Source organism: Pseudovibrio sp. Ad37, assembly GCF_001623075.1.
In the GTDB taxonomy this organism is placed as follows: domain Bacteria; phylum Pseudomonadota; class Alphaproteobacteria; order Rhizobiales; family Stappiaceae; genus Pseudovibrio.
In genome coordinates this window covers 35,498-50,507 of record NZ_LMCF01000022.1, presented here as the reverse complement: position 1 = coordinate 50,507, position 15,010 = coordinate 35,498, and the positions used below count along the sequence as shown (strand labels likewise).

General features: G+C 54.4%; 12 protein-coding genes. 3 read left to right on the top strand and 9 right to left on the bottom strand.

Features of this window, described 5'->3' with window-relative positions; all coding sequences use genetic code 11:
- Positions 1-31: 31 nt before the first annotated feature.
- From PsAD37_RS06080 to PsAD37_RS06070, 3 genes are all read left to right on the top strand, one after another.
- Positions 32-928 (top strand): LysR family transcriptional regulator, encoded by an 897-nt coding sequence (locus PsAD37_RS06080; RefSeq protein WP_063295389.1) that lies wholly within the window; start codon positions 32-34, stop codon positions 926-928.
- Positions 929-1,412: 484 nt separating this feature from the next.
- Positions 1,413-3,632, top strand: coding sequence for a type I secretion system permease/ATPase (locus PsAD37_RS06075; protein ID WP_208991725.1), 2,220 nt, complete (start codon positions 1,413-1,415; stop codon positions 3,630-3,632).
- Complete coding sequence (locus PsAD37_RS06070) at positions 3,629-4,939, top strand: HlyD family type I secretion periplasmic adaptor subunit (protein WP_063295387.1); 1,311 nt, start codon at positions 3,629-3,631, stop codon at positions 4,937-4,939. The genes PsAD37_RS06075 and PsAD37_RS06070 overlap by 4 nt, the downstream gene beginning before the upstream one ends.
- A gap of 24 nt (positions 4,940-4,963) precedes the next feature.
- On the opposite strand, the gene nagA is transcribed toward PsAD37_RS06070, so the two are convergent.
- The 9 genes from nagA to PsAD37_RS06025 form a co-directional block, all read right to left on the bottom strand.
- Entirely contained in the window at positions 4,964-6,109 is a 1,146-nt protein-coding gene (nagA, locus tag PsAD37_RS06065) for an N-acetylglucosamine-6-phosphate deacetylase (RefSeq protein ID WP_063295386.1), read from the bottom strand.
- Complete coding sequence (locus PsAD37_RS06060; protein WP_063295385.1) at positions 6,106-7,419, bottom strand: class II D-tagatose-bisphosphate aldolase non-catalytic subunit; 1,314 nt, start codon at positions 7,417-7,419, stop codon at positions 6,106-6,108. Before PsAD37_RS06060 ends, nagA begins: the two co-directional genes overlap by 4 nt.
- Positions 7,416-8,351, bottom strand: coding sequence for an ROK family protein (locus PsAD37_RS06055; RefSeq protein WP_063295384.1), 936 nt, complete (start codon positions 8,349-8,351; stop codon positions 7,416-7,418). The genes PsAD37_RS06060 and PsAD37_RS06055 overlap by 4 nt, the downstream gene beginning before the upstream one ends.
- A gap of 1 nt (position 8,352) precedes the next feature.
- Positions 8,353-9,459 carry an SIS domain-containing protein gene (locus PsAD37_RS06050; protein ID WP_063295383.1) on the bottom strand — a complete coding sequence of 369 codons (1,107 nt, stop codon included), beginning with the start codon at positions 9,457-9,459 and terminating at the stop codon, positions 8,353-8,355.
- A gap of 20 nt (positions 9,460-9,479) precedes the next feature.
- Positions 9,480-10,490 carry an SIS domain-containing protein gene (locus PsAD37_RS06045; RefSeq protein ID WP_063295382.1) on the bottom strand — a complete coding sequence of 337 codons (1,011 nt, stop codon included), beginning with the start codon at positions 10,488-10,490 and terminating at the stop codon, positions 9,480-9,482.
- Positions 10,487-11,671, bottom strand: a complete 1,185-nt coding sequence (locus PsAD37_RS06040; protein WP_063295381.1) for a Gfo/Idh/MocA family protein — start codon at positions 11,669-11,671, stop codon at positions 10,487-10,489. Before PsAD37_RS06040 ends, PsAD37_RS06045 begins: the two co-directional genes overlap by 4 nt.
- A gap of 9 nt (positions 11,672-11,680) precedes the next feature.
- Positions 11,681-12,781 (bottom strand): ABC transporter ATP-binding protein, encoded by a 1,101-nt coding sequence (locus PsAD37_RS06035; RefSeq protein WP_063295380.1) that lies wholly within the window; start codon positions 12,779-12,781, stop codon positions 11,681-11,683.
- 125 nt (positions 12,782-12,906) lie between these two features.
- Positions 12,907-14,127, bottom strand: a complete 1,221-nt coding sequence (locus PsAD37_RS06030; RefSeq protein WP_063295379.1) for a sugar ABC transporter substrate-binding protein — start codon at positions 14,125-14,127, stop codon at positions 12,907-12,909.
- A 40-nt stretch (positions 14,128-14,167) separates the two neighbouring features.
- Positions 14,168-15,010 (bottom strand): carbohydrate ABC transporter permease, encoded by an 843-nt coding sequence (locus PsAD37_RS06025; protein WP_057463806.1) that lies wholly within the window; start codon positions 15,008-15,010, stop codon positions 14,168-14,170.

The following is a 15,010-nucleotide window of genomic DNA, read 5'->3' as shown; positions in this document are numbered from 1 at the left end:
TTCGAATGAATTGCAGATATGATATTCAATTATGAATAGTAGACTACATCATCTTTCCTGGGATTTGATCGGTGTTTTTGTGGTCGTTGCGGAGACGGGCAGTCTTTCGGCTGCAGCCAAGCAGATGAACCAGAGCCAGCCGACAATCGGGCGGCAAGTGAAGGCGATTGAGGTGGAGCTGGGCGTCTCCTTGTTCTACCGTCATCAACGCGGGCTTGGCTTGACTGAAGATGGCCAAGCATTGCTGCCACACGCCAAGGCTATGCATTCAGCAGCAGCACAGTTTCTGCTTCATGCAGAAGAGCGCAAGCAAAGCGGGTTTGCTGGGCCTGTGCGCGTCACGGCCAGTCAGGTGATTTCTAACTACGTGTTGCCAAAGCTGATCGCCGAGTTTCGGCAGAGCTATTCTGAGATCCAGATTGACCTCCTCCCCTCTGACGATGCGCAAAATCTGTTGTTTCAGGAAGCTGACATCGCGGTGCGCATGTTTACTCCGACACAGCTGGACATCGTTGCTAAGAAGATTGGTGAGACACCGCTGGGGTTATTTGCAAGCCGCACGTTTATTGAGCGGGTTGGTATGCCGACAACGCGAGAGGAGCTGTTTGCGCTGGACTGGATCGGCTATGACCAATCTGACCTGATCCTACGCGGGATGCGGGAAGCTGGCCTGAACGTCAATCGGGACTTCTTTAGTGTGCGCTGTGATGACAGGGTGGCTTATTGGGAATTGGTGCGTGCCGGATGTGGTGTTGGACTCGGTCAGATCGGAATCGGCCTGGAGGATGACAGCCTTGTACGCCTCGATTTGGAGGATCCATTGCCTGCTTTGCCCGTCTGGCTGGCTTCGCCGCATACTCTCAAACAAATTCCACGCATAAAGCTTCTTTTTGACTTTTTAGCCGAGAAACTGCCTAAGCTATTGTGATTGAGAGCTTCTGGGTGCTAAACCTCACGGGTCTCGCGTTTTACCCCTAAGAATGCATGGGATAACTTGCCGTAGGGGAAATTATCCCACTATCCCCTTTCGTACACACGCTCACTCTCAAACTTTTGGATATGTTGGTTTGGAGGGAAATGCTGTGTTCATTGGGAAACTTGCGATTCCGAACAATCAGAATTTTAAGGCGCTGATCTTATAGCGAATGCCTTGGCAAATACACTCCTGCTATTTTTGCCCCTTTATTTGACAGTACAAGTTCCCGAGATTGCCACATTTTACTCAGGGTGTTTTCTTAGATCCCACAAGAACACCGAAACTTCTTAGCGGGAACTGAGAGATTACTTGATACCTGTAATGCGTTGTATCTCCTAATCTTTCTGCTTCTCGCAAGAATATCAAACAAAGCGTGGCCCCTCGAAAAACAAATAATTGAAACTGCGATTACTGTCATAAATCAAGGGAACACGCCGTGAGTGATTTTCGCTTGTCCAGCCCTCATGCCCTCAATTCTGAGGAAGGTAGCCATCCAATGCATGAGGTGCTGGACGCCCTGCTTGAAAGCGTCGCTTATGTCTCCCGCGCCCATGGGAATTTCCTCAGTAAAACTGCGGTGACTGCCGGGCTTCCGCTGATCAATGGGCGGTTACAATTCTCTCAAGTTGAAAAAGCCTCAGAGAATTGCGGGTTACACGCCAACAAGCAACAGCTTGCTCTTAGCAAGATCTCCAGTAGCAGCCTTCCGTGCCTGTTGGTGTTTCATGACAAAGCCTTGCGCCTGCTGGTGGGTTATGACGCTGCCACACGGCAGGCAAAACTGCTGGACCCCTTAGATTTGGAAAGACCGCAGTATCTCAGCTTGGATATTTTGCAACGGGCATACTCCGGGTATGCGATCTTGTTTTCATCTCTTCATGCACGCGACAGCAGTGGGCAGGTTCATCAAGACAACAAGCATTGGTTCTGGTCCGAGTTCACACGGTTCTGGCCTGACTATGGCAATGTTGCGTTCGGGACATTGCTGATCAACTGCCTTGCCCTCGCTTCCCCCTTGTTCATCATGAATGTCTATGACCGCATCCTGCCCAACTTCGCTGTGGCGTCGCTATGGGCTCTGACGATTGGCGTGGCGTTGGCACTGGCGGGAGATAGTTTGCTGAAGGTGGCGCGATCATCCATCCTCAACAGCCTTGGTAAAAAGGCAGATCAGCGGCTGGCTTCCAAGATTTTCTCTCATGTGCAGAACATTGACTTTTCTGCCAAAACCAAGAGTGCCGGTGAGTATGCCGGGACTGTTCATGACTATGAGAAACTCCGAGAATTCTTCAGCTCAACAGCGTTAATCGCCCTGCTGGATTTTTGCTTTGTCGGGCTTTTCATCTGCATCCTGTTTTTCATCGTTGGCCCTATCGCCTGGATTCCCCTGCTTGCTGTGCCCGTGGTTTGCCTGCTTAATCTGGCGGCTCAATTGCCTTTGGAGCAAACCGTTCAAGCTTCAAGCCTTGAGGGGAACAAGCGGCAGAACATTTTGATGGAGACATTGGGCGGGCATGAGACTGTGCGTGCCCTCAATGCAGAAGCCCACATGCAATCCCGCTGGGAGCAGTCTGTTGAGCGCAGCAGCGAGATCCTGTTGCAGAGCCGTCACTGGTCCAATCTGGCGATGGTGGGAACAGGGCATGTGCAAGGCATGGTGTCGGTGCTGATTATTGTCTGGGGCGTCTATCAGGTTGAGGCAGGTGCTGTGAACATGGGTGGCCTCATTGCTGCGATGATGCTGTCATCCCGTGTGTTGGCGCCAATCTCTTCTATCGCCAATGCGTTGGTCCGGTTTCGTCAAGTCCTGCACAGCTATCGTCAGCTTGGAGATCTCCTAAACCAGCCAACAGAACGCAAGACAGGAAAAGCTACTGCAAACCTGCGGTGCTGCCGTGGTGAGGTTCAGTTTCAAAATGTCAGCTTCTCTTATCCCCTCAGTGAGAAAGCCAGCCTGACCCACTGCAATTTCTCGATTGAGCCGGGAGATACGATTGGGCTGGTTGGGTGTGTCGGGTCAGGAAAATCGACCGTGGGACGACTGATGAGCGGGCTTCGGTATCCTTCTGAGGGTGCTGTTCTCATTGATGGAATTGATACGCGCCAGTTTGATCCATCAGACCTGCGCCATTTTGTTGGGTATCTGTCTCAGGACAACACGTTGTTTCAAGGCACGTTGAGAGACAACCTTTGCCTTGGGTTGCCACACCTTTCCAACGAGGAGATTGAGGAAGTTTGCCATGTAACGGGGCTACATAGTCTCGTGAACAGGCATCCAACTGGTTATAATCTGATTGTGGGGGAAAACGGGGCTGCTCTTTCTGGTGGGCAGCGGCAATGTGTGGCCTTGGCTCGTGTTCTTTTGCGTAAACCTAAGATCCTGTTTCTGGATGAACCTTCCAGTCAGCTGGACCTTTCCGCTGAGCAGCGTTTGTTGCGTGGCTTGCGGCGCTATAACAACGGTTCTCTGACACTCATTATCAGCACACACCGCCCTTCCCTCCTGAAGCTCACCAATCGGCTGATCGCTCTGGATCAGGGCCGCATCATTGCAGATGGGCCAAGCGAGGAAGTGAAGCAATCCATGCAGCAACCGCGTCTGCATGAAGTGCCACAGCCTGCGCAGGTTCCGATTGAAGAAAGGCTGAGAGCATGAAGGGCTGGTCGCTTCCCGTTACACCGCTGCATTTGCCAGAGTTTCACAGCCAAAAGCAGTCCAGAATTCTGATCTTCACATGTGCCGCAATTATGCTGCTGTTGTTCGTCTGGTCTGCATTTGCCCATGTGGAAGAAGTCACACGAGGCAATGGACGCATCATCCCTTCCCGTCAGATGCAGATTGTGCAAGCTCCAGAACGCGGGATTGTCTCTGAGGTGTTGTTCTATGAAGGCGAAATCGTTGAGCAAGGCGCGGTTCTGGTGAAGTTGGATAATACCGGCTTTGCCTCTCAATTAGGGGAGCTACTGCAGAAGAAATATGCGTTGCAGGCTCGTCTTGCACGGTTGACCGCTGAGGCCCGTCAGGCAAATCTGGCGCTTGATCTTTCAAACACGCCTACCGACATTGCCGCGTTCTTACAGCGAGAGCTGGCGGTTTATAAGGCTCGCAAAGAGCAACTTGCTGCGGAAGTTGCCGTGCTTCGCAGTCAATTCAGCCAGAAAGAGCAGGATCTGAAGCAACTTGAAGCTGAGGCACAGATGCTCAGCGCCAATCTTACCATCATTGCGCGGGAACTGGAGATCAACCAGCAGCTCTATAAACGTGGTGTCCTGCCAGAGATCGAGTTTTTGCGGCTCAAGCGGCAGTACACAACTCTGGAGGGGGAGCGGCAGATGCTGGAGGCTTCTCTTGCAAGTGCCCGCTCTGCCAAAGAAGAAGTTCTACAGAAGGTAGCTTCCGCGCAAACGACGTTTGCCTCTCAAGCACAATCGGATCTGGTGGCGACCAAAGCGGAACTTGCTGTGATTGAAGAGCGGTTGCGCGGGGCGGAGGATCGGGTGCATCGCAGTGCGTTGGTGGCACCGGTGCGTGGGGTGATCAACAAACTTAATGTCAGTACCATTGGTGCGGTGGTTCAGACTGGCGAGCCACTGATTGAGATTGTCCCACTGGAAGACACATTGCTGATTGCAGCAAAAATCCAACCGCAACATGTGGCCTTCCTGCATCCGGGCCAGGATGTGAGCGTGAAGATCACGGCCTATGATTATTCTATCTATGGCGGATTGGATGGGGTGTTGGAGCGGATCAGTCCGGACACATCAGAGGACGAGCGGGGGCAAGCATTCTTCAAGGTGATTGTGCGGACCAAGCAAAACCATCTGGGATCAGAGCAAAATCCGTTGCCCATCACGCCGGGCATGACTGCGAGCATTGATATTCTGACCGGTGAGAAAAGCGTGCTGAACTATCTCGCCAAACCACTGCTCAAGGTGAAAGCGGAAGCATTTCGCGAGCGGTGAGACAGCAGCTCCTCTCGCAGCAAACTAGAGCATATGCGAGAGGAATGAGAAGGATTTATAGTCCGGTGCGAGCAACAGCATATCGGCCAAGTCAGTGTTTTGCAGAGAGGCCACGGACTGTTGAAGTCCCATCAGGGCAGCCGGGTTGGACAGGCTCATGCGCAGCACTTCTTCAGCCGGGAACTGAAGCTCAGTTATCATGCGCGCAACAGACTCCAGCATGGTGACGTGCGCCCCTGCCAGAGACCCGGCTTTGTTAATGAGCTTGCCGTCTTCCAGATAAACCTGATGACCGTAAAGGTTGAAGTTTTCCGGTCCGCCAACAGTTGGCATCGCATCACTGATGATGATCATATGATCTTTGACAGGCCGTGCGCGTATGGCGAGGCGGAGCATGTCATCGGCAACGTGATGCCCGTCTACGATCAGCGAGCAATAGGCGGTGCTGTTGATGCCTGTTCCAACTGCACCGGGCTCTCGGTTGACCATCTGGGACATGCCGTTGAACAGGTGTGTGAAGAGGTTTGCGCCTTCTTCCAGAACTGGTTTGATCTGCGCTGCGCCTGCATCAGTATGGCCGATAGAGACAACTGCGCCCATCTCGACCAGTCTGGCAACGTCACCTTTGGCAACGCCTTCTGGTGCGACCGTCATGAGGACCGGGATGTCCCGATCTCGCAGATCGCGGACCAGTTGTAAACTGCGCTCGTTGAGTGGACGGACCCAGCTGGCTTCGTGGGTGCCTTTGCGTTCCACACTGATGTGCGGGCCTTCTATGTGAATGCCTTTGATGCCATGGGTGCCGTAAGCATCCTTCATGGCCTCAACGGCTTCCTCCAGCACATTTGGCGCGTCGGTGATGACTGTAGGCAGCAAGGCTGTGGTACCAAATTGGCGGTGCGCCGCTGCAATGGCAGCCAGACCTTCGGGTGATGGAGAGGTGTTGTAAAGAACACCGCCGCCGCCGTTGATCTGGATATCAAAGAAACCCGGTGTGATGAGGCCAGAGAGCTTTTTCACGGTCGCATCGACGGGCAACTGGTCTGCTGAAGACAAGCCTGTGCATTGGCCATCCACGAGATGAATGGCGGTATCGGTCAGCAGGTTCTGGCCGTCAAACAGCTGATCTGGACACAGCCAGATGTCTTGGTTGCCCGATGCGGTGCTCATAGAGCCTCCTCAAGCTGAGGTGTCTCAACTCTCTCAAAGAAATATGGGTCCAGTGCCTGCTGGATTTCAGCAATCACCAGCGCCTTCTCTATGCCAAAACCATGGCGCTGCAAAGCCCGTGCTCGTTCAACAGTGCGAGATGCAAACAGTTGAAGCTGCAGTACCTTTGGAATCTCATGGGTTTGGAGGGCAGCAAAGAGTGCCTTAAGGGCATCCTGTACCTTCTCCTGAGGCCAGTAATACCGAATGCGATCTGCATAACTGAAGTGGCGCAGCAAGCGCAGTTCCTGATCCGATCCCTGATAGTGGGAGCGCCAGTACTTGGGCTCTGACAGCATTTCAGCTTCCAGAATCTTTGAGATTTTTGGCGCTGTTCGTTTGTCCTCTTCCAGCCAATCCAGCATCTGGTCCAGTCCATAGATGGCCTGCCTGTAGGCGAAGGTGAGCGCAGGGCCGACTTTCAGGATCGCAAAACCCATGTTGGCGAGGCGTGGGAACGCGCTGTCCAGCTGGTAATCGGTGCTGTGCGCTTCGAACACAACGTTCTGGAACGGGTCAAGCGCTGCTCGCAGGGCCTTGCCGTCATCAGCGGGTAGATGATCGATGTGGAAGGGTGAGAACTCCACGCCCGGCTGCACGACAAGGCCGCAGATACGGCCTTTTGCATCCTGCAGACCCAACTCGTCGAACTTCTCAAAATGCATTTGCAAGGTACGGGAGGCACGCGCGGGTGGGGTTGGCTCAATGCTATGAGCCTCGCCTTCTTCACGCGCGCCTCCGGGAGGAGGAACTTCCGTACCGACGATGTAACTGAGACGGCTTGGGTCTGGTGCATATTCTTCGCAAACAGCAGCCAATTGCGCAGCACGGCTGGCGCTGAGTTCATCACCGACCTGAGCCTCTTCGCCTGCGCACCCTTCGGAGCAGTCCAGATGGATTTTGGTGAAGCCTGCCTGCACATAGGCTTTCATCAGCTCTTTGGCTTTTGCCATGGCCTGATCAGCTGGCATGGAGCGCCAGGCTTGCGGGCCGAGATGGTCGCCGCCGAGGACGAGCGCGTCCTCCGGCAATCCGGCAGTGGCGCAAATGCTTTTGACGTAGCTGACAAAGTCGGCTGGCTTCATGCCTGTGTAGCCGCCGTCCTGATTGACTTGGTTGCTGGTCGCTTCCAGCAGCAGGGTCGTGCCTTTTTCTGCTGCGAGCAGAGCGGAGGCAAGGATGACATCAGGCTGAGCGGAGCAGATGGAGGGAAGCGCGGCTCTGGCGCCTGCACGGTTGGCAGTGATCACCTCAAGCAAAGGGTTGCTCATGACGGCTCCTCCAGTATTTGATAGTTTTGGACAGCAGCAAGCGCCGCCCCACGTGTGCCACTGCTGTCACCGTATTCTGCAACGCGGATCTCCGGCGGCTCGGTCTGGTCCAGCAAATGGCCGGGCAGAGCTTGCGCAATGAGGCGGTCGATGTTCGGGATCTTGGAAAGGCCACCGCCGAGCACAATGCAGTCCGGGTCCACCGTGCATTGAAGCGCCGCAACCAGTTCAGCCGCAATGCGGGCCCACATGCGCATGACTTCCTGCATCTGCGGATCACCAGCAGCGGCTGCCGTGGTGATGGTCTTCGCATCGGCGTCTTTGCCGGTGACATGTTTGGCGAGGCGGCGCATTCCGGGGCCAGCCAGATAAGTCTCAAAGCAGCCGGTGCGACCACAGCCGCATTGGATGCCGTCAAGCCCGAGTTCCTTCATGGTCATGTAGGGAATGCCGAGGTGACCGTATTCTCCAGCAGCCCCATTCAGACCCGAGATCAACGTGCCGTTGGAGCAATAGCCTCCGCCGACGCCTGTGCCGATGATCAGGCCGAAGACACTGGCGTAGCTGCGCCCAGCGCCGAGCATGGCTTCAGAGAGGGCAAAGCAGTTGCAGTCGTTTTCGAACGCGACGGCCCTGCCCAACTTGTCGATCAGGTCCTGATGGACGGTGCGGCCTGAGGCCAGCAGGTTGGCGGTGAGGAACTTGCCGGTTCGTTTGGAATGGAAGCCGGGAATACCGACGCCAACCGGCAAACCTTTTGAGCCTGCGGTTTCTTCCAGCCACACGACCATCTCGCAGAGAGCGTCAACCAGATTTTCGTAGGAATCCTGAGGAGTTGGGATGCGTTTGGTTTCAACCACCGCCCAATCACTATCAAAAGCGGTTGCCTCGATTTTGGTGCCGCCCAGATCAATACCGCCAGCTCGAACCATATCAGGCCTCTTCCAATGCGTAGAGCTTTACGCCCGAGACAACGCGGGTCAGCGTGCCCTGCCCTTCAAACGGATTGTCGACGTTGAAGCCAAGCTGATCAGACCAAGCCACACCCAGCCATTGGGCAATGAGTACATGGAGCACGGACATCCAGCCATCCTCCAGTTTGCATGGAATGTGCACATCTGCCTTTGTAGAATTGCCAATGGTGGTAACTGTTTGCTCGCCGAACTGTGCCTTCACTTCTTCTGCCAGATCCTCGTCGTAACGACGGGAATGCAGGTTGTTGGAGAGGAACACGAAGACCTTGGTCTGTGCATCAACAAAAGACTTTGGTCCGTGCCGGAAGCCGAGGGAGCTGTCCCAGATAGACGGGATTTTCCCTGCGGCCAGTTCCATCACTTTGAGCGCACTTTCACGGGCAACAAAGGCAATCGGGCCGGAGCCTACGAAGACGGCGCGCTGCGGGATGGTGAGCTTGCCTGCCAGCTGATCCGCTTGCGCCAACACAATCTCAGCTGCATGGCTGATCTCATTCATGTTGGCGGTGAACTCTTCTGGCGTCTCCTGTCCAAACACTGCCATGGCTGTCAGGATCATGGTGGTGAAGCTGGAGGTCATGGCAAAGCCGCTGTCGTGGCATTCGTCCGGCAGAACAATTACGCGTTGGCTGGCCTTTGAGGCAGGTTGGCGGGTTGCCAGTGCACTGTCCTTGTTGCAGGTGATGTTCAGCCGTGGCGCTTCCGGGAAGATTGCGTCCAGCAAGTCCAGCGTACCGATGGACTCTGTGGAATTGCCTGAGCGTCCGAAGGAGACAACCAGCGGGATCACGCCATTGCGTTTGAAGGTATGCGGGGCGCTGACGAGATCAGTTGAAGGAACGGAGCGCATTGGCAGCACGGAGGTTGCGTCCAGCGCTCTGCACAGAAGGTCGCCGATATAGGCGGATGTGCCTGCCCCGCAGAACCAAACTTCCGTAGCCCCGGAGTTGGCAACCCACTCGCTCAGATCACTTAAGGATGCAGCGAGTTCCTGTCCCCAATTTGCCCAGATTTGCGGTTGCGCATGAATTTCGCGCGTAGTTGCCCATTTGGTCAAATCGACCATCGCAGCATTCCTTCATAGAATCAAATAGTTACAGTTACCTTAGAAAGTGTTTCCGGTTGGTCTGGATCCAGACCTAACTGGAGAGCAGTTTCTAAAATCACTGGGTACAATGCACGCAGCAGCATGGCCGAGCTTGCTGCGGGAGTAAGGCCCTGCGCACCAACGGTTTCTGGTGTCAGGCGGAAAACATTTGCGCCGACAGAGCGGAACCGCTCCTCAGCCAGGCTCAGGCTCTGATTGCTGACCTCTTCCCCCGTATCCAGAATAAGGACACAGAGCGGTTTTGTGGCCAGTTGCAGCGGACCGTGCAGCACCTCAGCAGCGGAATACGCTTCTGCATGAATGGCTGTTGTTTCCTTCAGTTTCAACGCAACTTCCTGCGCTGCGCCGAACCCACAACCGCGTCCGATCACATACACATGCGGCGTGGACTTCACTGCCTCAATGATCTCGTCAGCCTGCTCAAGTTTCGCCTCAGCGCTGGCCAGCATGGCTTTTGCTGCTGCTTCACAGGCTTTAGCGTAGTCTGGTTTGAGGGCGGCCAACATAGCCATTCCGGCGGCAATGGTGCAGATTACTGTTTTGGTGGCCGGAACAGCTTGCTCCAGCCCTGCATTGATATCAACGCAGGCGTCCGTCTCAGTTGCTAACGGAGAACCCGGAGTGTTGGTGATGGCGAGCGTTTTACCACCACCGTTTTTGAACCCGATTGCAGCACTGACCAGATCCTTGCTTCCTCCGGATTGGGAGAAAATAAGGGCGCCAGCATTGCCCAACTGCAATCCATTCCCCAGGCTGAACACAGAGGGCGGCAGTGTTGTTACCGGCTTTTGCAGTTCGGCCATCAGTTCATAGGAGATCAAGTTGGCGGCGGCATCTGAGCTTCCACGCGCAATGGTGTAGAACGTGTCGAGCTTGTCCAGCGCTGCTGCTTTGACACTCTCTGTGAGGTCCTGACGGACCCCTTCTGCGAATGCCGGAATTGCCTGATCTATCTCAGCGCGCATGTACGCGCCGGGGAGTTTGGTCACTGTATTGATTCCATCTTTTTTGTTGTTGCTGCGGTTTCCCGCAGGTTGAAACTGTCGAATTTCTGCCAATAGGACGTCAGGTCCACGACCTGACCAGTTGTGCGCGCCTGATCGAGTGCCAGTGCGGCAACGCCTGCTTCCAGCGCATCCACGACAGAAACTGGCAGGCTGTCCATTTCACCGCGCAGATAGGCGCAGAGGTCCTGACACATCATGTCATCAGCGCCGTAGTGTGCGCCGGGGCGGTCAATGGACTTGTTGTAATCTTCATCCACCAATGTGCCGCGGGTGTGGGCATCAGTCACTTTCAGGTAACCGCGCACGAAGTCACCTTCTGCCATGCCCTTGGTACCAATCACGCAGAACCGGCGGTGTTCGTCCGGTACGTTGATGTTGGTGTGGAAGGCCATGGTGGCGCCGCTCTCGTATTCGAGGATCGCGGTCTGGTGATCGACGATATCGCCATCGGAGAGGAACGGGTCTTCCGCAGCTTCCCAGATGGACTCTTTAACATGATACACTTTCGTATCTGTTTCTTTTGCTGGTGCATTGCTTGGGACAAAAGACTTTCTGCCGCCAAAGCTGGCTACACGGCTTGGGCGTGAGCCGGTCACCATGTTGTAGATATCAAGATCGTGGCAGCATTTTTCCAGCATAAAGCCGCCGGAGTATTTTTCATGACGGCGCCAGTCACGCATGAAGAAAGCCCCATGATACGGCGCGATATGCTCGTTGGCCTCAATGGAGACCACATCACCGATCTGGCCAGCTGCCTGCGCGTCCCGCAGGTCTCTTGCATGTTGGGCGTAGCGGAGAACCAAACCGATGAGCACCTGATCTGCACCGTGTTTGGAAAGCAGCTCTGCCAGTTCCATGGTCTCGCTCATGGAGATCACGACAGGCTTTTCTGCAAACATGCGGATGCCAGCTTCCAGACCCAGACGGATGTGCTCCAGATGCATGTGGTTTGGAGAGCTGACGAACAACAGATCCGCCTTTTCACCAGCCAGCATCTCTTCCAGCGTGCCGTAGGGTTTGATGGCCTCGTGGTTTTTGAGGCGTTCAATCTGGTGCGGTTTGGGGTCTACATAGGCCACCACTTCCGCTTCGCTCATGTGAGCTTGCAGTCTTTCCAAAACACTGACAGCTCGCAAACCCAAACCAACAACGATGATACGCATGTGTTTCTCCTATGCCAGTTCCAGAGCACCAAGGCGTTGCAGTGCAACTCCTCTTTCGTCAAAGACGTAGGCATCCTCCGGCTTGATACTGAGTTTTATGGTTGTGCCTTCCGGAATCTCAGCCATGCCAGGCAAGGATGCACAAAACGCACCATCCCCTTCAACTTTACCGTAGGCGATGGAATGGGCTCCCAGACGCTCCAGCACTTCTACATGCATGGAAACTGGTCCATTCTCATCAAGCTGCATATGCTCAGGGCGGATGCCGATATCCACGTTGTCACCAGCCTTCACACCCTCAGACGACACTGGCATGCTCATGACACCACCATTGGCGAGCTTCACGTGCAGCATGCGGTCTTCAACGCGGCTGACGATGGCAGGCAGGAAGTTCATTTTTGGATGGCCGATGAAGCCCGCCACGAATTTGTTGCGCGGGCGCAGGTACAGGTCCATCGGGGTGCCGCACTGTTCCACCACACCGCCGTTGAGCACCACGATACGGTCGGCCATGGTCATGGCTTCCACCTGATCGTGGGTGACGTAAATCATTGTGGTGTCGAGGCTTTTATGGAGCTTGGAGAGTTCCACACGCATGTCCCCGCGCAGCGCTGCATCAAGGTTTGAGAGCGGCTCGTCAAACAGGAACACTTTTGGATTGCGAACAATGGAGCGGCCAATGGCAACACGCTGGCGCTGACCACCGGAGAGCTGTCCCGGCTTGTGGTTCAGGCGCTCTTCAAGTTGCAGGATTGCAGCAGCCTTGTTGACGCGGTCCTTGATCTCCTCTTCCGGGCGCTTTGCAACGCGCAGCGGAAAAGCGATGTTTTCAAAAACTGAGAGGTGAGGATAGAGCGCGTAGCTCTGGAACACCATGGAGATGCCACGGTCAATAGGGTGGTCGTCGGAAACGTCTTTTCCATCAATGATGATGGAGCCTTCGGAGGCAATCTCCAAACCTGCCACGATGCGCAACAAAGTTGTTTTCCCGCAGCCAGAGGGGCCAACGAATACGACGAACTCCTTGTCCTCGATGGACAGGCTGACGTCCTTCAATACGGTTGTTGGTCCAAATGATTTTACGATGTTCTGTAGCTGAAGCGTGGCCATAATATTCGTCTTCTCGCACTTGATAACGGGGAGAGGCTGCAGGCAGCCTCTCCGGGTTTGGCTCAGAAAAGTCGTTGCCGCGTCTTCTTTTTTCGAAAACCGGTATCCACTTTTCGGGAGTACGCTTACTTGAACTCTTCGAGTTCTTCAGCGGCGATTGCCACCAGGTTTTCAGCAGTATCGTCTTTCAGGATGATGCCCTGAATCATGGAGTTGATGGTTGTCTGCATCGCTTTGTAATCAACAAAGAGAGGCTCCGGACCACCTGTTGGGATGGAGTCTACGAAGACTGCCCAGTATGGATCATCCATGTAGTAAGGCTTCTCGTAGCCCAGCTCTTCGTATTTCAGGATTGGTGTCAGACCCCAACCATCTGGTTTGTCCAGCGTGTACTGAGAGTCGCCTGTGGTCATCATGCGCGCAAATTCCATCGCCAGTTCTTCATGGCCAGAGCCTTTGAAGACAGCGAGGGAGTCGGTGATGAGAAGCGTACCACTGACACCACTTGGACCTGCTGGAATTGGTGCAGCCTTGGTGGTGATGCCTTCTTTATGCTGACCGCGTGCCCAAGGGCCGTCGATGTACATGCCGACTTTGTTGTCGTTGAACAGATCGCGGACCTGCGTGCGTTCAAATGCGGTTGGGCCTTCCTGAGCAACTTCCACCAGCTTGCCGTAGAACTTCAGAGTTTCCAGAGTGTTCTTGGAATCCAGAGTGATTTCGTTGGTGGATGGATCGATGACCTGACCGCCGTTGGAATACAGGTAGTTCAGGAACTGGTGCATGGTGTTGTCGAAGTCTTTGCCCGTCAGACCGACACCTGCTTTACCAGTTTTGTCCTTGATGGTCTTCGCAGCCGCATACATTTCGTCCCAGGTCTTTGGTGCTTCACATGCAAGACCGGCTTCCTCGAAGATGTCACAGTTGAGGAACAGACCCTTGGTGGAAAATGCACGCGGGAAGCCCCAGAACTTGTCGCGATAGCTCACGGTGTTCAAAACGCCTGGCTGATAGGCTTTCTGCTGATCTTCTGAGATCTTCACGTCAACAACGAGGTTGTTGTCTGCCAGCTGTTTGAGCGTACGAGAGCCCATGTACGACACAGATGGCGGGCTGCCAGCAGATGCAAGTTTCAGAGACTTATCCTGACAGGTACCCCATGGAAGGCTTTCCATGTTGACTGTGTTGCCTGGATTGGCAGCTTCGAATGCAGCGATAACCTTGCGATCTTCATCCAACCCGTTGTCCCCACAACGGATGAAATGTAGCTCAGCTGATTGTGCAGATGCTGCTGCCATCATTGCGCCTGCCCCTGCAGCCGCTGCAAATAGTAGTTTGGTTCTCATGGTTTCTCCTCCCAGTAGTAACCATTGACACTTTTGAAAATCACTCCTTGATCGCACCGGCTGTGAGGCCGGCCACCAAGTAGCGCTGTAAAAATAGGAAAATTACGAGTACGGGCAGTATTCCAACAATGCTTGCTGCCATCATCTGGTTCCATTTGACTGACTGATAGCCAATGAACTCGAGGATGCCCGCTGGCAGAGGCATGAACTCCTTGACGCTGTTGAACGTGATAGCGAACAAGAACTGCTGTGCGTAGGCTGACAGGAACACAGCCACACCCACGACAATGAGACCGGGAACCGCCAAAGGCAGAACAACGCGGCGCAGAGTGTACAGACGGCTGGCGCCATCCATGAAAGCTGCTTCTTCCAGTTCGCGCGGGATTTTCTCCAGATAGGATTTCAGGAGCCAGATTCCCATTGGCACCAGAAACGCTGCACCGGGAACAATCATCGCGAAGTAGGTGTTCAGTAGGCCGTAGTTTCTCAGGAGCTTGTAAAGCGGAATAAGCAGGACAGCACCGGAGAACATGTTAACCGCCAGAAAGATGCCGAGGCTGAGTGATTTGCCTTTGAAGTCAAACCGGGCATAGGCATAAGCGGCGGGAATGACGAACGCCAAAGCCAGAGCTGTCACCGAAATGGAGATCAGCATGCTGTTTGCGATGTAACGCGGCAGCATTGGCACTGTCTCCCACATTTGGGAGTAGGCTTTGAACGAGAAGTCGTCTGACCAGAACTGGTAGGGCGAGCGGAACAGGTGTTCCAGTGGCCGCAGCGAGGTCATGAACATCTCAAAAAACGGCAGCAGAATGAAGCCGAGGAAAAGCACCACGCAGAAGTAGAGAAATACTTTATGTGGCAGCGAGTAACGATCCATCAT